We start from the raw sequence: 18,004 nt of genomic DNA, 5'->3' as shown, positions 1-18,004 counted from the left end.
AAATTCGTTGCCTCCAACATCATCGGCGCGACTTCCATCGCCCAGTTGCAGGAAAACATTGCCACGGCGGATATTATCTTGCCGGATGATGTGATAAGCGGTGAACGCGGTGCACGCGGAAATCAGTAATCCTTGCCCGTAAACCAGCAAAATGCAGCAAGGCCGTCTGAAATATTTTTCAGACGGCCTTGCTGCATTTTTACGCTTGATTAGTCAAACAAAAACCGCATGAAACAAGCGTTTCATGCGGTTTTTAATATTTGGTGCCCAGGGTCGGACTCGAACCGACACACCTTGCGGCGGGGGATTTTGAGTCCCCTGCGTCTACCAATTTCGCCACCTGGGCGGTGGAAAGATTGGCATTATAGGGAAGGGGTGTGGTTTTGTAAAGTGTTTATCCGGTTGGGAGGCCGTCTGAATATTTAGTTGTTTGTTTCGTTTGTGAAAAAATAGCGGCGGGTTTCAGACGGCCTTTCGCGGTTTTACATTTTGTTAAATATTCCTGCGCTTGCAAAGGATTAGAATGGCGCTTTTACGACACTCATTCGAGGAAAATAAATGAACCGTTATCTGACCGCTCTTTTGGTGGCTGCGCCCATGGCCGTGGTTGCGCCTTATGCTGCTGCGGCAACTCATCCTGCTCAGGTGCAAATGCAGCAAAACGTGGATACTGTTTTGAAAATCGCGCGCAATGGTTCGCTGAACGAAGCGGCGAAAGTGAAACAGGTGGAAAGCTACGCCGGCCGTTATCTGGACTACGAGCGTATTTCCGCTTTAGCCGTCGGCCAGCCGTGGCGCGATTTTTCTGCCAAACAGAAAACCGATTTTATCGCTGCGTTCCGCGACATGGTCGTGTCTATGTATTCGCATTCGCTGTTGAGCGGTGCGCAAAATGCGCAGGTGAAAGTATTGCCGAAATTGGTTAACAACGGCAATAAAGTGGATGTGTTTACCGAACTGCAAACCGCCAGCGGCAATAAATATGAAGTGGCTTACCAGCTGTATCAAAACGGTTCGCTTTACAAAATTTACAACATCAAAGTTGACGGCACCAGCTTGGTAACGGTGTACCGCAACCAGTTTGGCGATTTGATTAAGCAAAAAGGCATTGACGGCATGATTGCCACGGTCAAAGCCAAAGGCGTGAAAAAACAGGAAGTGATTAAATAATCGGTTTCCCTGCCAAATGTAAATGTAATGAAGAGGCCGTCTGAAAATATGATAATTTTCAGACGGCCTTGGTTTATCCGGATGGAGCGTTACTGCTCTTTTTTCGCGGCACGGCGTGCACGCAAGACTTCAATCACGCCGGGCAATACCGAAATCACGATAATCGCGCCCAACACCAAGCCCAGATTGTTTTTCACTGCCGGAATATTGGCGAAGAAATAGCCGCCGTAGGAAAACAGCAAGACCCAAGCCACCGCGCCGATGATGTTGTAGCGCAGGAACGTGCCGTAGTGCATATTGCCCATACCGGCCACAAACGGGGCGAAGGTGCGCACAATCGGCACAAAGCGGGCGATGACGATGGTTTTGCCGCCGTGTTTTTCATAAAACGCGTGTGTTTTATCGAGATAAGACTGGCGGAAAATTTTGGAATCGGGATTCGAGAACAGCTTGGCGCCGAAATATTTGCCAATCATAAAATTGACCGCGTCGCCGATGATGGCGGCGGCCAGCAAGACCAACACCATGATATGAATATTCATGCTGCCCACGGCGGCAATCCCGCCTGCAGCAAACAAGAGCGAATCGCCCGGCAGGAAAGGCGTGACCACCAAGCCGGTTTCGCAGAAAATAATCAAAAACAGAATGGCATAAATCCATACGCCGTATTGCGTGGCCAACTCGGTCAGATGTTGGTCGATGTGCAGGATGAAATCAATCATGCCGCCGAAAAGGGTCATCAGAGTGTCAATCACAGTGTCTTCCTGAAAATAAAGGATATTTCAGACGGCCGTCTGAAATAGAATGCGCTATTTTAAAATGAAATGGCCAAACATTCCAAAGAAACCCGACAAGCGGACGAAAGCAGTCATAAAAAGCGCTTGCAAAGGCCGTCTGAACATCCTCGCAGCTTGAAAGGGCGGCGGGAAACAACGTACAATAAAGCTATTCCAACCTTTCCCGCCAGAGCGCCCGTGAACCAGCTGATTTTCGATTTCGCCGCCCACGACTACCCGAGTTTTGATAAATTCCTCGGCACGTCCAACGCCGAGCTGGTGTATGTGTTACAACACCGCCACGGGCAGTTTATCTATGTCTGGGGCGAACAGGGCGCGGGCAAAAGCCACCTCTTGCAAGCGTGGATTGCGCAAGCCTTAGATGCGGGCAAAAAAGCCGTGTATATCGACGCCGCCGTTACCCCGCTGACCGATGCCGCCTTTACCGCCGAATACCTTGCCATCGACCAAGTCGAGCGGCTAAACAACGAAGAACAGGCCTTATTATTTGCCATTTTCAACCGTTTTCGCAACAGCGGCAAAGGCTTTCTGCTGCTCGGTTCGGAATACACGCCGCAACAGTTGGTCATCCGCGAAGATTTGCGCACGCGCATGGCCTATTGCCTGGTGTATGAAGTCAAACCGCTGACCGATCAAGAAAAAATCGACGCGCTAGTGAGCATGGCGGCGGCGCGGCAGGTGACGGTTGACCCCGAAATTTTCGAATATCTTTTGCACCACTGGCGGCGCGACATGGACAGCCTGCTGCAAATGCTGGACACGCTCGACAACTACGCCGTGATGATGGGCAAACGCATTACCCTGCCGCTGTTGCGCCAACTTTTAAAACAACAGGAAGAAACCGAATGAAAAACCTCGCCATCTTCGATCTCGACAACACACTCATCAACACCGACTCCGACCACAGCTGGCCGCAATACCTGATGAAAAAAGGCTTGGTAGATGTGGCTTACACCGAAGCGCAAAACGAAAAATTCTACCAAGACTACCGCAACGGCTGCCTGAATATAGACGAATTTTTAAAATTCCATCTTGCGCCGCTGACCCGTTACAGCATGGAAGAATTGGCCGACATGCACCGCGAATTTATGGCTGAGTTCATCACGCCGCATATCACGCCCATGCAGCGTATGCTGGTGCAAAGCCATCAAGCCGCTGGCGACGAATTATTGGTGATTTCATCTACCAACGAATTTATCATCACGCCGATTTGCCGCGAATTCGGCATTGAAAATGTGATTGGCACACAATTAGAAATCGGTGCCGACGGCCGCTATACCGGCAACTACATTGGCACACCCAGCTTGAAAGAGGGCAAAATCACCCGCCTCAACCAATGGCTGGCCGCACGCGGCGAAAGTTTCGACGACTACGACAAAGTGTATTTTTACAGTGACTCGAAAAACGACTTGCCGCTGCTGCACTATGTTAACGAGCCGGTGGCGGTCAACCCCGATGAAGAGCTGGCGGCGGAAGCAGCGGTAAAGGGCTGGCCGGTGCTGAATTTCAAGTTTTAAAGGCCGTCTGAAAACCGCTTTGTTAGAGAAACCGCCTTATGACATGGGCTAACTTTTTATTTTTTGCCGCCAGCACGTTTTTGGTTTCAGCCGCACCGGGCGCGAACATGATTTTTGCCTTTCAGTGCGGCATGAATTATGGCGTGAAAAAAACGCTATGGGTGATGGCGGGGTTGATGCTAGGGCTGTTTGTCCTGCTGTTTACCTCCTTGTTCGGGCTGTCGCTGATTAGCGCAAAAATGCCGTGGCTGCTTACCGTCATCAAATTGGCGGGTGCGGCCTACTTGCTTTATCTGGGTGTGCGCAGCTATCGGGATTCGGGCAGCCATTTGCAGGAAGGCGTGTTGAAAGCCGCTCCTGCGTCGTGGCAGTTGTTTAAAAACGGCATTTGGGTCAGCCTGTCCAATCCGAAAGCGATTTTGTTTTTTGTAGCGTTTTTCCCGAAATTTATTGATTTTTCCCAGCCTTTGCTGCCGCAGTATGCGATTTTGGTTGTCGGCTTTTTCCTGATTGAAAACTTATGGCAGTTTATTTATGCCGGCAGCGGGAAAAAATTGGCCGATTGGCTCAATCAAGGGCAACGCCTGATGTGGCTCAACCGCATTTGCGGTTTGATCTTCATGCTGATTGGGCTGATGTTGGTATGGGAAGTATGGATTCATTAACGGAGGCCGTCTGAAATGCCGCATTTCAAACCCGTAATCATTACCACCACAACCGCCACGCGCGAAGAAGCCGAGAAAATCGGCTTACTGCTGCTGCAAAAGCAGCTTGCCGCCTGCGTACAATATGAAGACATCACCAGCCAGTATGTGTGGCAGGGCGAAATCTACCGCGATCCGGAAACGCGCTTGGTGATTAAAACGGCGCGTTGTTATTACGGCGAAATCGAAAAAACCATCCGCGCCCACCACAGCTACGAATGTCCGCAAATCCTGATGCAGACGGTATCGCGCGGATTTGTGCCTTATTTGCGCTGGATGAAGGCGCAGTTGGGGTTATAATAGCGCTTTTCGTTTTCAGACGGCCTTTATTGAATCAGGCCGTCTGAAAACGCAAGATGAATTTGAAAGAAGGAAACCCATGTTCCGTACCATGCTCGGCGGCAAGATACACCGTGCCACCGTTACCGAAGCCGATTTAAACTATGTCGGCAGCATTACCGTCGATTTGGATTTGCTCGATGCCGCCGGTATCTGCGTCAATGAAAAAGTGTCCATCGTCAACAACAACAACGGCGCGCGTTTGGAAACCTATACCATTGCCGGCGAGCGCGGCAGCGGCGTGGTGTGTCTGAACGGTGCGGCGGCGCGGTTGGTGCAGAAGGGCGATATTGTGATTATCATGTCGTATGTGATGTTGTCTGAGCCGGAAATCGCCGCGTATGAGCCGAAAGTGGTGCTGGTGGATGAGCAAAACAAAATCCGGGATGTGATTACTTACGAACCGCCGCATACGGTTTTGTAACCTAATATGCCGTCTGAAAAAGCGATATTTTTCAGACGGCCTTGTTTGAGAAAGGCTCTGCCATGAATGTAAAAATCAACGATATTACCGTCGGCAACGACCTGCCGTTTACCCTGTTTGGCGGCATTAATGTTTTGGAAGACTTGGATTCCACGCTGCGCGCTTGCGAACAGTATGTCAAAGTTACCGACAAACTCGGCATTCCGTATGTGTTTAAAGCTTCATTTGACAAAGCCAACCGCTCGTCTATCCATTCCTTCCGAGGCGTGGGTTTGGACGAGGGCATGAAGATTTTTCAAGCGGTCAAAAAAGAATTTAATGTGCCGGTGATTACCGATGTACACGAGCCTTACCAATGCCAGCCGGTGGCGGAAGTGTGCGACGTTATCCAACTGCCCGCGTTTTTGGCGCGCCAAACCGATTTGGTGGTGGCGATGGCGAAAACCGGCAACGTCATCAACATCAAAAAGCCGCAGTTTCTCAGCCCGTCGCAAATGAAAAACATCGTGGAAAAATTCCATGAAGCGGGCAATGATAAGCTGATTTTGTGCGAACGCGGCGCGAATTTCGGCTACGACAATCTGGTGGTGGACATGCTGGGCTTCGGCGTGATGAAGAAAACCTGCGCTGATACACCGATTATTTTCGATGTAACCCACTCCCTGCAAACACGCGACTCCGGCGCGGCTGCTTCGGGCGGCCGCCGCAGCCAGGTCTTGGATTTGGCGCTGGCAGGTATGGCCACCCGTTTAGCCGGTTTGTTCCTCGAATCGCACGAAAACCCCGACCAAGCCCGCTGCGACGGCCCGAGCGCCTTGCCGCTGGCACAGTTGGAAGAATTTTTGGCACGTGTGAAAGCAGTGGACGAAACGGTCAAATCATTTGCGCCCTTGGTCATTGATTAAGTAAAGCCATAAAAAATGCCGTCTGAAATTTCAGACGGCATTTTGTTATCTGGATAATTTGCGGTCAGAATTATTTGTCCACTTTAATCATTTGCGGCTCGTAAATTGTTGAATCATCGCCGTAATACAAAACGCCTAATTTAATCGGCACGCGGCCTTGCGAGCGGCGGTGGGCGTTGGAGTCGCGCAGCGAATAGGCGCAGCCGCAGTATTCCTGCTGGTAGAAATGTTCGCGTTTGCTGATTTCAATCATGCGTGCGCTGCCGCCGCCTTTGCGCCAGTTGAAATCCCAATAAACCACGTCATCGTAGGGCGCGACGGCGCGTTGGCCGCAGCCGTTAATCTGTTTCATGTCTTTCCAGCGGGAAATGCCCAGCGAGCTGGTTAACACGGGAAAACCGTTTTCATGCGCGTATTGGGCGGCTTTTTCAAAGCGCATGTCAAAGCACATGGTGCAGCGGATACCGCGCTCCGGCTCGTGTTCCATGCCTTTGGCTTTTTCAAACCACTCTTTGCGGTCGTTTTCGTAATCGTCGTCTTTGTCGATAAACGGAATGCCGAATTTTTCAGCAAAGCGGATGTTTTCCTCTTTGCGCAGCATGTATTCTCTATGCGGATGGATATTGGGATTGTAAAAATAAATGGTGTAGTCGATACCGCTGGCGAGCATGGCTTCCATCACTTCGCCCGAGCAGGGGGCGCAGCAGGAGTGCAGCAAAACTTTTTTATGTCCGCCCGGCGGAACGAGGACGGGGCGGTCGATGGGGGTAACTTCGGGTGTGTTCGGATTCATATTGTTATAGAAAAATAAAAGTTTGCTTTCAGACGGCATTATAGGCCGTCTGAAAGTGGTTGGAAACCTGACGGACTTATTGCGCTGCGTTTACTGCGCTTGCTGCTGCCGGATAGCGTTGGGCAATCGGTACATAATCGGCACCGTTGTCATCATTGTCGTCGTTTTCTGTTGTTTCGGCGGCTTTCAAGTTGGGTTTTGCGCCCAAATCTTTCAACAGCTTTTGATACTCGGACGAGTTTTGCATTAGGAAGGTTGCGGATTGGCGCAGGTTGTCCACATCTTCGGCGGGTAGATAGAAACTGGTGGGGACGTTCAGCATTTTTTGGCGCATGGCGGGGTCGGTCAAATCGCGCAAATTAAGGCTGACAAACGACAGGTTAACCTGCTTGTCGGCGGGCAGTTTGCCTTGCTCGCTGTTCCATTGTTCGGCAAACATGCGGAAATTTTGCAGCGTATTTTGCGAATAGCGGTCAATCGGAATATCGACAATCGCGCTGACCACGCTGGCCACGCCGGGTACGTTGGCGGATTTGTCGATTTCTTTGGTTAATTCGTTTTGCGCATTGACGCTGATGATAACCAAGCGGCGGATACCGGCCTGATGCATCCGCTGCATCATGGTGTCCGAACTCAGGTCGGCGAAGTCCAACAAGACGCGCATGCCGAGATTGTCGGTCAGGCCGCCGTCGAGCAGGTGGATATACGGACGCGCTTTGCTGTCGGCATATTGCTCATAGGTGTTTTCCCATCTTGAGCGGATGGCGTTGCGTTGCGCTTGGGTTTTACTGCTGTCAAGGACGGCTGCGATGCTTTTCGGAATCTGATAACCGCAGTTGCCGCCGTTGTTGTTGAGTGTAACGGGGGCAAACACCAGCGGCACGGCGCTGGAGGCGGCCACGGCGCGGGCAATGTGCAAATCGCCCAGATTCAGGCACATCGGGTCGAAACTTTCCTGAATGAATTTCAGTTGCGAAGACGTGCCCATGTCGGAAGCGGTCACGATGGCAAACGGCCCTTTGCGGTGTTTGTCCAAATCATCAAAGGTTTTGTCGCCGAAGAGATAGGTTTCAAACTGCTCTTGCAACAAATCGCCACGGCCGAACTCGGGCGAGGCCAAGCGCGGTAGGTTGGCGGCGGAGAAAGCCTGTTTGATGATGGTGCGCTGGAAATTTTGGCGCAGGAAGCGTTTGTAGAAAGCGGGGATGGTGTCTTTTCCGTTAAGCGCGTAATAGGCCGCCAATACCGAGCCGCCGGATACGCCGATGACCACATCGACATGCTCCAGCAGGGATTTGTTTTGCCCGCCGATGGTGACTTGGGAACGGTTTAGCTCTTCCAACACGCCGTAGCCCAAAGCCGCCGCACGTGTGCCGCCGCCGGAAAACATCAACACCACCAGGGTGTCGTCTTTGCTCCAGTCGGCTTGTTGGCGCTCCAGACGGTAGCCCTTGGTTAAATCGACTTTATCAATGGTTTCAAGCGGTTGGTATTTTACCAGCGAACAGGCGGAGAGGGCGAGCGCGGTCAGGGCGGTCAATGCATGTTTGGCGTATGTTTTCAATGGCATCACAAAAAACAGGGGGATAAAAAATAAACGGCGATGATAATCCGTTCAGACGGCCTAAGCAAGTTTTATGCATAAAATCAAACGGATTGTTGCTTACTTTTTTGAACGAGGCCGTCTGAAAAAGCAGCATTGCCCGATGACGCGCAGGATAAAACAAAGCCCGAACGCTGTCGGGCTTTTGCGCAATACGTTTGCGGCTATTTACCGGCCTTATCGCCGATTTTGCTCTCTTTGCCGGAGAGCAGGTTTTGGATATTGCTTTTATGCCGGTACAGTACCAATACGGCAATCACTGCTGTTGCCCATACCCAAGACCCATACGGCATAAAAAAATACGCCGCAATCGGGCTGATGACCGTCGCCACTAGAGCTGCCAGCGAGGAAACTTTAAAGCCGAACGCCATTACCAGCCATACCAACGCGCACACCAGCGCCGTCGGCCACGACAAGGCCAGCAATACGCCCAGCGCGGTGGCGACACCCTTACCGCCCTTAAAGCCGAAAAACACCGGCCACATATGCCCGACCAGCGCAGCCACGGCAGAGAGCGCGACCGTGCTGTCGGCCAAGCCGAATTTGTCTTGCAGGCAGCGTACCAATACCACCGCCACCAAGCCTTTGAGCGCGTCGCCGAGCAGGGTCAGCGCGGCGGCTTTTTTCTTGCCGCTGCGCAAGACATTGGTGGCACCCGGATTGCCCGAACCGTAAGTGCGTGGGTCGTCCATGCCGTAGCATTTGGATACGATAACGGCAAACGAGAGCGAGCCGATGAGATAGGAAGCGGTTACTGCCAATACATTGAACATTTTTGACGCTTTGCTTACAATGAAGTGCTTATTCTATCCAAAAAAACGGACGATGCAAATGGATAAAATCTTTTTACGCGGCATGAAGGCCGACACTTTAATCGGCGTGTACGACTGGGAACGCGAGCAGTTGCAAACCCTGATTTTGGATTTGGACATCGGCGTGGCGCAAAAAGCCGCCTTGAGCGACGACATCGCCGATACGGTACACTACGGCGACGTGTGCGAAGCCGTGCGCCGCAGTTTGCGCGAACAGGATTTCCTGCTCTTGGAAATGCTGGCGGAGCATGTGGCGACGCTGGTTTTGCAGGATTTCGGCGCATTGTGGGTGCGCGTGCGCATTGTGAAACTGGGTATTTTGCCGGATGTGAAAGAAGTGGGCGTGGAGATTGAGCGCAGTAAAGAAGCGTGAGTCGGAGAGGCCATCTGAAAAAGATTTCAGACGGCCTGTTTTGTTTTTCAATCAAGCAGTATCTTTTTATGCAGTATCTTTTTTATAAGGAAAGCATGATGAATATCCGTGTATTATCGGCGGCTTGCGTGGCGGCTGCCGCATTGTCGGGCTGTACCGCTATGATGTGGAGCGCCGGCAGCGGCGGCCCCAATATCCGTTATCGGGACGAAGTCGATGTTGCCAAGGACAATATCTATGCCTTCGGCCTTGCCCGTAAAACGGACGGCGAGTTGCAAAAAGGCAGCTTGGTGATGATGGGCGGACAATATTGGTTTGTGATTCCGCCCGAGCGTGCTGAAAAGCTGTTGCCGGTTTTGAACATTGATTTGCCGAACCGCTTTACTATTAAGCCGGAAGATAGTGCTGCGCTGCGTGCACCGTCTGAATTAAGCGCATTGCCGGTCAATTTGGATAAGGATAGCATGACGTTTGAAAGCCGCTTTTGCCTGGCGTACCGCGCCAATAATGCCGATGAAAAAGCGAAATTGAAGGCTATCGGATTCGAGGGCGGTGACCGTTATTTCAAACAATGCTTCCAAACCGGCGGCACTCTGTTTGCCAAGCCGGTCAATGCCCGTGAGGACTACCGTTTCCAAAGCAGCGTACCGGTGAGAATTTATATCGAAAAAATGAAAATCAACAAAGGCCGGGTGGCGGGCAATACCTTGAAAGTCATCGCCACGCCTTTAACCATCGCTTTAGATACTGTCAGCGTGGTCGGCTTGCTGGGCGATTTGTTTATGTGGAATTTTGACGGCGGCAAACCGTAGGAATGCGTGAAAGGCCGTCTGAAAAGGTTTTCAGACGGCCTGATATGAGGTTTCGCGTATCACATTGAATTTAAAGGACGGTATAAAATGAAGTGGTTGAACATAGCGGGTATGTTGGGTTGCGCTGTCGCGCTGACGGGGGTGTACGGCTTTGATGTGGGACGGAAGTAATAGAAGCTATACCTATCAAGAGAAACAGGTTGGGGAAGATCAGATTTATGCGTTCGGTAAAGTGCAGCAGGACACGGATAATCTGAAAGCGGGCAGTTTGGTCATGATGGGGCAAAAATATTGGTTAGGCTTGAACCCCGGTAGCTCGGATGATGTGTTGCAGTTGGTTGAGGCGAAGATGGCTAAGCCATTTCAAATTATCGGCAAGAAAAAAGAAAATGTCCCCTATACGCTCGATACCGGCAAATCTTTGACATCGTTGCCGGTTATCATGAGCCGTGACGGTAACGGTTTCACGAGTGAATTCTGTTTGGTCTATTTCCCTGAAACTCAGGGGGAATTGCAAAAGTTGAGAAAATTGTGGTATTCCCCTCGAGCGCAGCTGAAAACGGGAGAAAGGTATGAGCGGTGTTATACGGTAAAAGGCTGGCTATATAGCAAGCCGCAAAACACAGCGGTGGATTATCGTTTCAAACAGACAGTTCCAATCAGCATTTATGCGCAAAAACGCGGATTGAATAAAGGTGCGGCGGGTAAAAACGTTTTAAAAGCCATTGCTACGCCGATAACCTTAGCTTTGGACACGGTCAGTATTGTCGGACTGATTGGCGACGGCTTAATATGGAGTATGGACGGCAGTGATTTCCATGGACCGTTTGCGTTAACCGATTGGCCGTCTGAAAAATCTTTCAGACGGCCTTTAAGAGCGAAGAGAAAGGAAAATAAACACATGGACTTAAAAGAAACCAAAATCAGCAGCGAACCGATTTACGAAGGTACTTTTGTTACCATCAGCCGCGACAAAATCCGTCTGCCCAACGGCAACGAAAGCCAGCGCGTGGTGATTCGTCATCCGGGTGCGGCCTGCGTGTTGGCGGTAACGGATAATGACGAAGTGGTGCTGGTGCGCCAATGGCGTTATGCCGCCGATCAAGCGGTGTTGGAACTGCCGGCGGGCAAGCTAGATGTTGCGGGGGAAGATCCCTCCGAATGCGCTTTGCGCGAATTGGCGGAGGAAACGCCTTATGCTGCCGACAGCGTGAAGCTGCTGCATACCTTTTACACTGCTGTCGGTTTTTGCGATGAAAAAATGTACCTCTATCAAGCCGAGGGTGTGCGCTTGGGCAGCACGTTGAGCAATGACGAAGACGAAATCACTGAAACCGTGTTGATGAACCGTGAGCAGGTAAAAGAGGCTTTGGCCAATGATGAAATCCGCGACGCGAAAACGCTGGTGGGCTTGCAGTGGTGGCTGATGAACAGCTAGGAGATTCGTAGGGTGGGCAAGTTGTTGCCCACGCAGTTGTCGTTCCAATAGATAACCGGCATGACAAACCTAAACCGCGTGGGCATAAATGCCCACCCTACGCGGGATGTCCACTGCTTTGGTTGTCAATCGGCTTACGTCAAAATGCCGTCTGAAAATCAGCGTTTTCAGACGGCATTTTGTTTATTTGACCGAATTATCCAGCAGCGCCGGTGCAAAACGCAAAATCGTATCGCGCAATACAATCAATTTGCCGTGGAAGAAATGCGACGAACCGGCAATCGCCACCACAGGCAGATTCTGCGGTTCCGCCCACGACAGGGCTTTACTGATTGCCACCACCTCGTCATCGGCACCGTGAATCAGCAGCGTTTTGGCGGCATCGGGTACGGATGAAGGCTCGGGGCGGTCGGTGTAATGGTGTACCGCCGGGCCGATAAGCAGCAGCAAATCGGGCGTGCGCGCTTGCGCGGCAAAAGTGGCGACATAGCCGCCGAAAGAGAAACCGGCTAAGGCAAATTCAGCCACATCAGGGTGTTGCGCACGGGCATAATCAATCACGGCAAGACAGTCGGCCGTTTCGCCGCGCCCGTAATCGTGTTCGCCTTCACTGTTGCCCACACCGCGCAAATTGGGCAGGTAGCAGTGAAAACCGAGCTGCGCGAGCGCTTTGGCGGCGGTTTGAATCACTTTGTTGGTGTTGGTGCCGCCTTGCAGCGGGTTGGGGTGGTTGAGTATCGCCACCCCGCGTGCGGGTTCTTGCGCGGGCAGAAAGATGGTTTCCAAGCAACCGGCCGGGCCGGGGATACGGAGGATGTCGGGTTTGAGCATAAAATATCCTTATTCTATGTGGTGTGCAGGCCGTCTGAAAGTTAGCATAAATTCAGACGGCCTGTGAGGGGCAACTACCGGCGGCAGGTATCGGCGGCTTTTTCCGCTTTCTGTCGCAACGCTTGGGCAACCGGAGAATCCGCTCCTTCTTCCTGAATCCGTAGAATGTCGGCATCGCTTAATGCGCCCACGGCTTTTTCAGCGGCGCAGGTGCAGAGGGTTTGGGCTTCAGCTGAGGCGACTTTGGCTTGCTCCGCCGCAGCCAGACAGGAGGTGCTGACGGCTTTACCGAAGCTCTCGCGGAAACCTTCGGTAAAACGCTGCTCTTTGCTTTTTTCAAATGCCTGCACCACTTTTTCGGCGGCGGCCGGTTTGTCGGTATCGGATTGTTGGCTGTTACCGCAGGCGGTCAGGGTTAGCGCGGCAGTCAGCAGGGCGAGTGCGGTCAGTTTGCGCATGGTCGGGTTTCCTTATGCGGGATTACAGGTAAAAATGCTTGCCGTTGTTTTGATTATTGGCTTTTAAATCGGCCAACATGCGTTTGAAATTCAAATCATAACGCTCACTCAGCTTTTCGGCGCGTTTTTTCAGGTTGTCGAGATTCTGCTCTTTCGGGCTGCTTTGGAACGCCATTACCGCCACATTGCCGTGGCTTTCGGCGGGCAGCTCCAACACTCGGCCTTCAAAGACTTTCAGCAGCCGTTCGATAAAAAGCTGGTAGCGCTTGTCGCCGCTCCACCAGTTGGTAACGAAAATGCCGTCTGAAGACAAGGCGTTGCGGCAGTCTTGGAAGAAGGGTTCACCGACCAGCTCGTCAATAATCTGCACGCTGTCGAAGCCGTCCACCAAGATCACATCGGTGCTGTGGCGCAAGACTTTGATGTATTCCGCGCCGTCGGCTTCGATGATTTCAAAAGTGTTGCCCTCCGGCGGCAGCTCAAACAGGCTGCGCGCCACGGCAATCACTTGCGGATTGATGTCCACGGCGGTTTGGCGGGTAGCGGGCAGGTAGGTATCGATCCAACGCGCAAACGAGCCACCACCCAAACCGATTTGGGTAATGTGTTGCGGCAGCTTTTCGGCAAACAGCAGCCAGCCCATCATGGCGCGGCTGTATGACAGCACCAATTCGGCAGGGTGGTCGAGGTTCATCGAGCTTTGAATGGTGGCACTGCCCAAGTGCAGCGAGCGGATGTTGCCTTCTTCGGAAATACCGACCTCAGGCAGATGGGACTTGGGCGCACGCAGGCGGCGGTAGGGGTGTTGTGCCATAATGATTCAATCAGGACGAGGGGAAAACGGCTTATTTTAACAGAATCGGCGGCTTTTTTCAGACGGCATTGTTTGAGTGAGTGATGGTTACGCCTGAATTTAATTTGTTTAAAAATCAAATATTTTTTTTACATGCCGTGGCAGTGGCTAAAAAATGCTTGCTTATGCGGTGTCTTAACGGCATAATACCGTTTTCCGCCGGTGTAGCTCAGTTGGTAGAGCACCTGACTTGTAATCAGGGGGTCGCGAGTTCGATTCCTGCCGCCGGCACCACAATTTAATTTCAATCAAGCCGCAAGGTTTGGTTGCGCCGGTGTAGCTCAGTTGGTAGAGCACCTGACTTGTAATCAGGGGGTCGCGAGTTCGATTCCTGCCGCCGGCACCAATTCAAACAGCCCAAACAGCAATGCTCGGGCTGTTTTTATATGTATCGTCTTAAGGGGCTTACCGCGCAAAATGGCGTTTGACGTCCATAAGTCTTATAATAGCCCAGTTTTGACGATAAGGCCGTCTGAAAACGACGGAATAATGCAATATGATTACTGTAAATACGCTGCAAAAAATGAAAGCGGACGGCGAAAAAATCGCCATGCTGACAGCTTATGAAGCCAGTTTTGCCGCATTGATGGATGACGCCGGCGTGGATGTTTTGCTGGTCGGCGATTCTTTGGGTATGGCGGTACAAGGGCGCACTTCCACGCTGCCGGTCAGCCTGCGCGATATGTGTTACCACACCGAATGCGTGGCGCGAGGTGCGAAAAATGCCATGATTGTCACCGATTTGCCATTCGGCGCTTACCAGCAGAGCAAAGAGCAGGCTTTTGCCGCCGCTGCCGAATTGATGGCGGCGGGCGCGCATATGGTGAAATTGGAAGGCGGCGTGTGGATGGCGGAAACCACCGAATTTCTGCAACTGCGCGGTATTCCCGTGTGCGCCCATATCGGCCTGACGCCGCAGTCGGTGTTCGCCTTCGGCGGTTATAAAGTGCAGGGGCGCGGCGATAAGGCCCAAGCGCTGCTGAATGATGCTAAGGCGCATGATGACGCAGGCGCAGCCATGATTTTGATGGAATGTGTGCCGTCTGAAATGGGTAAGAAAGTCACCGAATCGGTGCTCTGCCCGACCATCGGTATCGGCGCAGGCGTGGATTGCGACGGGCAGGTTTTGGTCATGCACGATATGCTGGGCGTATTCCCCGGCAAAACGGCGAAGTTTGTGAAAAACTTTATGCAGGGGCAGAGCAGCGTACAAGAGGCGGTCAAAGCCTATGTTGCGGCGGTCAAAAACAAAACTTTCCCCGCTACGGAACATACGTTTGATTAAATCTTGATGGCTATGCACGAAAAAGGCCGTCTGAAACCATATTTTGTTTCAGACGGCCTTTTTTATTACAAAGAGAACGGCTTTATACGCTTACTTTTTCCGCCACTTCGTTGTAGGTGTCGATTTCATTGAAATTCATGTAGCGGTAAATCTGAGCACTGTTTTCATCAATGATACCGATGTTGGCGCGGTATTCTTCCAACGTCGGGATTTTGCCCAATTTGGAGCAAATTGCCGCCAGCTCTGCCGAACCCAGGAACACATTGGTGTTTTTGCCCAAGCGGTTGGGGAAGTTGCGGGTGGAAGTGGACATCACGGTAGCACCTTCGTGTACCTGAGCCTGGTTGCCCATACACAGCGAACAGCCCGGCATTTCCATGCGCGCACCGGCGCGGCCGAGTACGCCGTAGTGACCTTCGTCGGACAGCTCTTTGGCATCCATCTTGGTCGGCGGTGCCACCCACAGGCGCACGGGAATATCGCTCTTGCCTTCCAAAAGTTTGGAGGCGGCGCGGAAGTGGCCGATATTGGTCATGCACGAACCGATAAATACCTCATCAATTACCGTACCGGATTTTTCCGACATAAAGCAAACGTCGTCGGGGTCGTTCGGGCAGGCGATAATCGGTTCTTTGATGTTGTCCATATTAATGTCGATGACGGCGGCGTATTCGGCATCGGAATCGGCTTCTAAAAGCTGCGGATTGGCCAGCCAGCTTTCCATTGCTTTAATGCGGCGTTCCAAAGTACGCGCGTCTTGGTAGCCGTCGGCAATCATGTTTTTCATCAACACGATGTTGGAGGTCATGTACTCGATAATCGGCTCTTTGTTCAGCTTCACGGTACAACCGGCGGCGGAGCGCTCGGCAGAAGCGTCGGTCAGCTCAAAGGCTTGCTCTACTTTCAAATCGGGCAGACCTTCGATTTCCAAAATACGGCCGGAGAAGATGTTTTTCTTACCCGCTTTGGCAACGGTGAGCAAGCCTTGTTTGATGGCGTAGAGCGGAATGGCGTTGACCAAATCGCGCAGGGTGACACCGGGTTGCAGCGTACCGCTAAAACGCACCAATACCGATTCCGGCATATCCAGCGGCATGACACCGGTGGCGGCGGCAAAGGCCACTAAGCCCGAACCTGCCGGGAAGGAAATGCCGATGGGGAAGCGGGTGTGCGAGTCGCCTCCGGTACCGACGGTATCGGGCAGCAAGAGGCGGTTGAGCCAGGAGTGAATCACGCCGTCGCCCGGGCGCAGCGACACGCCGCCACGGGTGGAAATAAATTCCGGCAGCTCTTTATGCGTGCGCACATCGACCGGTTTCGGATAGGCTGCGGTGTGGCAGAACGACTGCATGACCAAATCGGCGGAGAAGCCCAAGCAGGCAAGGTCTTTGAGCTCATCGCGGGTCATCGGGCCGGTGGTGTCTTGCGAGCCGACGGTGGTCATTTTCGGTTCGCAATAAGTGCCCGGGCGTACGCCTTGGCCTTCCGGCAAACCGCAGGCGCGGCCGACCATTTTTTGCGCCAGCGAGAAACCGGCATTGCTTTCGGCCGGGGCTTGCGGCAGACGGAATTTGTCGGAAGCGGGCAAGCCCAAAGCCTCACGCGCTTTGGCGGTCAGGCCGCGTCCGATAATCAGGTTAATACGGCCGCCGGCCTGCACTTCGTCCAGCAAGACTTGCGATTTGAGCGCAAATTCGGCCACGGTCTCGCCGTTTTTAAGGATTTTGCCTTCATACGGCAGAATATCGACCACATCGCCCATTTGCAGCGAGGAAACATCGACTTCAATCGGTAGTGCGCCGGAATCTTCTTGGGTGTTGAAGAAAATCGGTGCGATTTTGCCGCCTAAGCACACGCCGCCGAAGCGTTTGTTAGGGACAAACGGGATGTCTTCGCCGGTATGCCAAATTACGGAGTTGGTGGCGGATTTGCGCGAAGAACCGGTGCCGACTACATCGCCGACGTAGGCCACGAGATTGCCTTTGGCTTTGAGTTCTTCCAATAATTTAATCGGGCCGACTTCGCCGGGTTTGTCGGGGGTAATCCCTTCACGCGGGTTTTTCAACATCGCCAATGCGTGCAACGGAATATCCGGGCGCGACCAAGCGTCGGGCGCGGGCGATAAATCGTCGGTATTGGTTTCACCGCTGACTTTGAAGACGGTTACGGTAATTTTTTCAGGAACGGCAGGGCGGGAGGTAAACCATTCCGCATCTGCCCAAGACTGCAACACCTCCTCGGCGTAGGCATTGCCTTTGTCGGCTTTTTCCTGTACGTCGTGGAAAGAGTCGAACATCAATAAGGTGTGTTTCAAACCTTCGGCGGCAATCGGCGCGAGTTTGTCGTTGTCCAAAAGCTCAATCATGGGGTGGATGTTGTAGCCGCCCAACATGGTGCCCAATAATTCGGTGGCGTATTCAGGCGTAATCAGCGGGCTGGCGGCGCTGCCTTCGGCAACGGCGGCGAGGAATGAGGCTTTGACTTTGGCGGCATCATCGACACCGGGCGGAACGCGGTGCGCGAGCAAGTCCACCAAAAATTCTCCTTCGCCTGAGGACGGGGTTTTGAGGAGCTCGATGAGGTCGGCTGTTTGTTGTGCGGTAAGGGGCAGGGCGGGAATGCCCAAGGCGGCACGCTCGGCGGCGGCTTTGCGGTAGGCTTCTAACATCTCTTTGTTCCTTTTGGGTGTTTTTCTTCTGGGAGGTGCAAATGATTTGCAGTTAAAGATTGTAAACAATCTTCTGAGTGCATAATAGACTAAATTTTATAAAATGGGAACAGCGATGTTGCATACTGTAATAGATGTTTTCTATGAAAGCGGAAAGGCCGTTTGAAAATACCGTTATCGGGCAGAAATCGAGTATCTGCAATACGGTTTTCAGACGCCCTT

Annotated in this window: 19 protein-coding genes and 3 tRNA genes; 13 read left to right on the top strand and 9 right to left on the bottom strand. The window is 52.3% G+C overall.

Annotated elements, in window-relative coordinates:
• Nucleotides 1-261 precede the first annotated feature (261 nt).
• Nucleotides 262-346 (bottom strand) — tRNA-Leu (locus J2T37_RS02895).
• A 212-nt stretch (nt 347-558) separates the two neighbouring features.
• Between J2T37_RS02895 and J2T37_RS02890 the strand changes: the two genes are divergently transcribed.
• A complete protein-coding gene (locus J2T37_RS02890; RefSeq protein WP_253353692.1) occupies nt 559-1,170 on the top strand; it encodes an MlaC/ttg2D family ABC transporter substrate-binding protein in 612 nt (203 codons plus the stop codon).
• An 89-nt stretch (nt 1,171-1,259) separates the two neighbouring features.
• On the opposite strand, the gene J2T37_RS02885 is transcribed toward J2T37_RS02890, so the two are convergent.
• Nucleotides 1,260-1,892, bottom strand: coding sequence for a DedA family protein (locus tag J2T37_RS02885; protein ID WP_437179434.1), 633 nt, complete (start codon nt 1,890-1,892; stop codon nt 1,260-1,262).
• Between the two features lie 252 nt (nt 1,893-2,144).
• Between J2T37_RS02885 and hda the strand changes: the two genes are divergently transcribed.
• The 6 genes from hda to kdsA all read left to right on the top strand — a co-directional run bounded on the left by hda (nt 2,145) and on the right by kdsA (nt 5,856).
• Nucleotides 2,145-2,816, top strand: coding sequence for a DnaA regulatory inactivator Hda (gene hda, locus J2T37_RS02880; protein ID WP_253353691.1), 672 nt, complete (start codon nt 2,145-2,147; stop codon nt 2,814-2,816).
• On the top strand, nt 2,813-3,484 hold the full coding sequence (locus J2T37_RS02875; RefSeq protein ID WP_253353690.1) for an HAD family hydrolase: 672 nt from the start codon (nt 2,813-2,815) through the stop codon (nt 3,482-3,484). The genes hda and J2T37_RS02875 overlap by 4 nt, the downstream gene beginning before the upstream one ends.
• 38 nt (nt 3,485-3,522) lie before the next feature.
• Complete coding sequence (locus J2T37_RS02870; RefSeq protein WP_253353689.1) at nt 3,523-4,149, top strand: LysE family translocator; 627 nt, start codon at nt 3,523-3,525, stop codon at nt 4,147-4,149.
• 15 nt (nt 4,150-4,164) lie between these two features.
• Nucleotides 4,165-4,488, top strand: a complete 324-nt coding sequence (gene cutA / locus J2T37_RS02865; RefSeq protein ID WP_253353688.1) for a divalent-cation tolerance protein CutA — start codon at nt 4,165-4,167, stop codon at nt 4,486-4,488.
• A 79-nt stretch (nt 4,489-4,567) separates the two neighbouring features.
• A complete protein-coding gene (panD, locus tag J2T37_RS02860) occupies nt 4,568-4,951 on the top strand; it encodes an aspartate 1-decarboxylase (RefSeq protein WP_253353687.1) in 384 nt (127 codons plus the stop codon).
• A gap of 62 nt (nt 4,952-5,013) precedes the next feature.
• A complete protein-coding gene (kdsA, locus tag J2T37_RS02855; protein ID WP_253353686.1) occupies nt 5,014-5,856 on the top strand; it encodes a 3-deoxy-8-phosphooctulonate synthase in 843 nt (280 codons plus the stop codon).
• A gap of 70 nt (nt 5,857-5,926) precedes the next feature.
• On the opposite strand, the gene J2T37_RS02850 is transcribed toward kdsA, so the two are convergent.
• The 3 genes from J2T37_RS02850 to plsY form a co-directional block, all read right to left on the bottom strand.
• Nucleotides 5,927-6,649: an epoxyqueuosine reductase QueH gene (locus tag J2T37_RS02850; RefSeq protein WP_253353685.1), complete on the bottom strand. Its 723-nt coding sequence runs from the start codon at nt 6,647-6,649 to the stop codon at nt 5,927-5,929.
• 76 nt (nt 6,650-6,725) lie between these two features.
• Nucleotides 6,726-8,219, bottom strand: a complete 1,494-nt coding sequence (locus J2T37_RS02845) for a patatin-like phospholipase family protein (RefSeq protein WP_253353684.1) — start codon at nt 8,217-8,219, stop codon at nt 6,726-6,728.
• A 197-nt stretch (nt 8,220-8,416) separates the two neighbouring features.
• Nucleotides 8,417-9,025: a glycerol-3-phosphate 1-O-acyltransferase PlsY gene (gene plsY, locus J2T37_RS02840; protein ID WP_253353683.1), complete on the bottom strand. Its 609-nt coding sequence runs from the start codon at nt 9,023-9,025 to the stop codon at nt 8,417-8,419.
• Between the two features lie 58 nt (nt 9,026-9,083).
• On the opposite strand from plsY, the gene folB reads away from it, so the two are divergent.
• From folB to J2T37_RS02825, 3 genes are all read left to right on the top strand, one after another.
• Nucleotides 9,084-9,437 (top strand): dihydroneopterin aldolase, encoded by a 354-nt coding sequence (gene folB / locus J2T37_RS02835; RefSeq protein ID WP_253353682.1) that lies wholly within the window; start codon nt 9,084-9,086, stop codon nt 9,435-9,437.
• A gap of 98 nt (nt 9,438-9,535) precedes the next feature.
• On the top strand, nt 9,536-10,249 hold the full coding sequence (locus tag J2T37_RS02830) for a hypothetical protein (RefSeq protein ID WP_253353681.1): 714 nt from the start codon (nt 9,536-9,538) through the stop codon (nt 10,247-10,249).
• Nucleotides 10,250-11,150: 901 nt separating this feature from the next.
• Nucleotides 11,151-11,687, top strand: coding sequence for an NUDIX hydrolase (locus tag J2T37_RS02825; RefSeq protein ID WP_253353761.1), 537 nt, complete (start codon nt 11,151-11,153; stop codon nt 11,685-11,687).
• Nucleotides 11,688-11,870: 183 nt separating this feature from the next.
• Here J2T37_RS02825 and J2T37_RS02820 read toward each other — a convergent pair whose 3' ends face one another.
• The 3 genes from J2T37_RS02820 to J2T37_RS02810 form a co-directional block, all read right to left on the bottom strand.
• Complete coding sequence (locus J2T37_RS02820; RefSeq protein ID WP_253353680.1) at nt 11,871-12,518, bottom strand: alpha/beta hydrolase; 648 nt, start codon at nt 12,516-12,518, stop codon at nt 11,871-11,873.
• Between the two features lie 74 nt (nt 12,519-12,592).
• Nucleotides 12,593-12,976, bottom strand: coding sequence for a hypothetical protein (locus tag J2T37_RS02815; protein ID WP_253353679.1), 384 nt, complete (start codon nt 12,974-12,976; stop codon nt 12,593-12,595).
• Between the two features lie 22 nt (nt 12,977-12,998).
• Entirely contained in the window at nt 12,999-13,790 is a 792-nt protein-coding gene (locus J2T37_RS02810) for a polyamine aminopropyltransferase (RefSeq protein WP_253353678.1), read from the bottom strand.
• A gap of 197 nt (nt 13,791-13,987) precedes the next feature.
• On the opposite strand from J2T37_RS02810, the gene J2T37_RS02805 reads away from it, so the two are divergent.
• The 3 genes from J2T37_RS02805 (at nt 13,988) to panB (ending at nt 15,114) form a co-directional block, all read left to right on the top strand.
• Nucleotides 13,988-14,063: transfer RNA gene (locus J2T37_RS02805), tRNA-Thr, on the top strand.
• A 36-nt stretch (nt 14,064-14,099) separates the two neighbouring features.
• Nucleotides 14,100-14,175 (top strand) — tRNA-Thr (locus J2T37_RS02800).
• Nucleotides 14,176-14,325: 150 nt separating this feature from the next.
• Nucleotides 14,326-15,114, top strand: a complete 789-nt coding sequence (gene panB, locus J2T37_RS02795) for a 3-methyl-2-oxobutanoate hydroxymethyltransferase (protein ID WP_253353677.1) — start codon at nt 14,326-14,328, stop codon at nt 15,112-15,114.
• 82 nt (nt 15,115-15,196) lie between these two features.
• Here the strand turns inward: panB and acnB are convergent, their stop codons facing one another.
• Complete coding sequence (gene acnB, locus J2T37_RS02790; protein WP_253353676.1) at nt 15,197-17,782, bottom strand: bifunctional aconitate hydratase 2/2-methylisocitrate dehydratase; 2,586 nt, start codon at nt 17,780-17,782, stop codon at nt 15,197-15,199.
• Between the last annotated feature and the right edge of the window lie 222 nt (nt 17,783-18,004).

Source organism: Neisseria perflava, assembly GCF_024170405.1.
GTDB lineage: Bacteria > Pseudomonadota > Gammaproteobacteria > Burkholderiales > Neisseriaceae > Neisseria > Neisseria perflava_B.
Note: the sequence above shows the minus strand (reverse complement) of the source record. Positions and strands in the feature narration are given on the sequence as shown.

Bases quoted from the DNA above. Each gene is read 5' to 3' on its own strand.
- panD (WP_253353687.1), top strand. From the start codon at position 4,568: ATGTTCCGTACCATGCTCGGCGGCAAGATACACCGTGCCACCGTTACC.
- J2T37_RS02850 (WP_253353685.1), bottom strand. From the start codon at position 6,649: ATGAATCCGAACACACCCGAAGTTACCCCCATCGACCGCCCCGTCCTC.
- folB (WP_253353682.1), top strand. From the start codon at position 9,084: ATGGATAAAATCTTTTTACGCGGCATGAAGGCCGACACTTTAATCGGC.
- J2T37_RS02830 (WP_253353681.1), top strand. From the start codon at position 9,536: ATGAATATCCGTGTATTATCGGCGGCTTGCGTGGCGGCTGCCGCATTG.
- J2T37_RS02885 (WP_437179434.1), bottom strand. From the start codon at position 1,892: ATGATTGATTTCATCCTGCACATCGACCAACATCTGACCGAGTTGGCC.
- J2T37_RS02875 (WP_253353690.1), top strand. From the start codon at position 2,813: ATGAAAAACCTCGCCATCTTCGATCTCGACAACACACTCATCAACACC.
- J2T37_RS02810 (WP_253353678.1), bottom strand. From the start codon at position 13,790: ATGGCACAACACCCCTACCGCCGCCTGCGTGCGCCCAAGTCCCATCTG.
- J2T37_RS02825 (WP_253353761.1), top strand. From the start codon at position 11,151: ATGGACTTAAAAGAAACCAAAATCAGCAGCGAACCGATTTACGAAGGT.
- J2T37_RS02870 (WP_253353689.1), top strand. From the start codon at position 3,523: ATGACATGGGCTAACTTTTTATTTTTTGCCGCCAGCACGTTTTTGGTT.
- J2T37_RS02845 (WP_253353684.1), bottom strand. From the start codon at position 8,219: ATGCCATTGAAAACATACGCCAAACATGCATTGACCGCCCTGACCGCG.
- J2T37_RS02890 (WP_253353692.1), top strand. From the start codon at position 559: ATGAACCGTTATCTGACCGCTCTTTTGGTGGCTGCGCCCATGGCCGTG.
- cutA (WP_253353688.1), top strand. From the start codon at position 4,165: ATGCCGCATTTCAAACCCGTAATCATTACCACCACAACCGCCACGCGC.
- kdsA (WP_253353686.1), top strand. From the start codon at position 5,014: ATGAATGTAAAAATCAACGATATTACCGTCGGCAACGACCTGCCGTTT.
- panB (WP_253353677.1), top strand. From the start codon at position 14,326: ATGATTACTGTAAATACGCTGCAAAAAATGAAAGCGGACGGCGAAAAA.
- J2T37_RS02820 (WP_253353680.1), bottom strand. From the start codon at position 12,518: ATGCTCAAACCCGACATCCTCCGTATCCCCGGCCCGGCCGGTTGCTTG.
- acnB (WP_253353676.1), bottom strand. From the start codon at position 17,782: ATGTTAGAAGCCTACCGCAAAGCCGCCGCCGAGCGTGCCGCCTTGGGC.
- J2T37_RS02815 (WP_253353679.1), bottom strand. From the start codon at position 12,976: ATGCGCAAACTGACCGCACTCGCCCTGCTGACTGCCGCGCTAACCCTG.
- plsY (WP_253353683.1), bottom strand. From the start codon at position 9,025: ATGTTCAATGTATTGGCAGTAACCGCTTCCTATCTCATCGGCTCGCTC.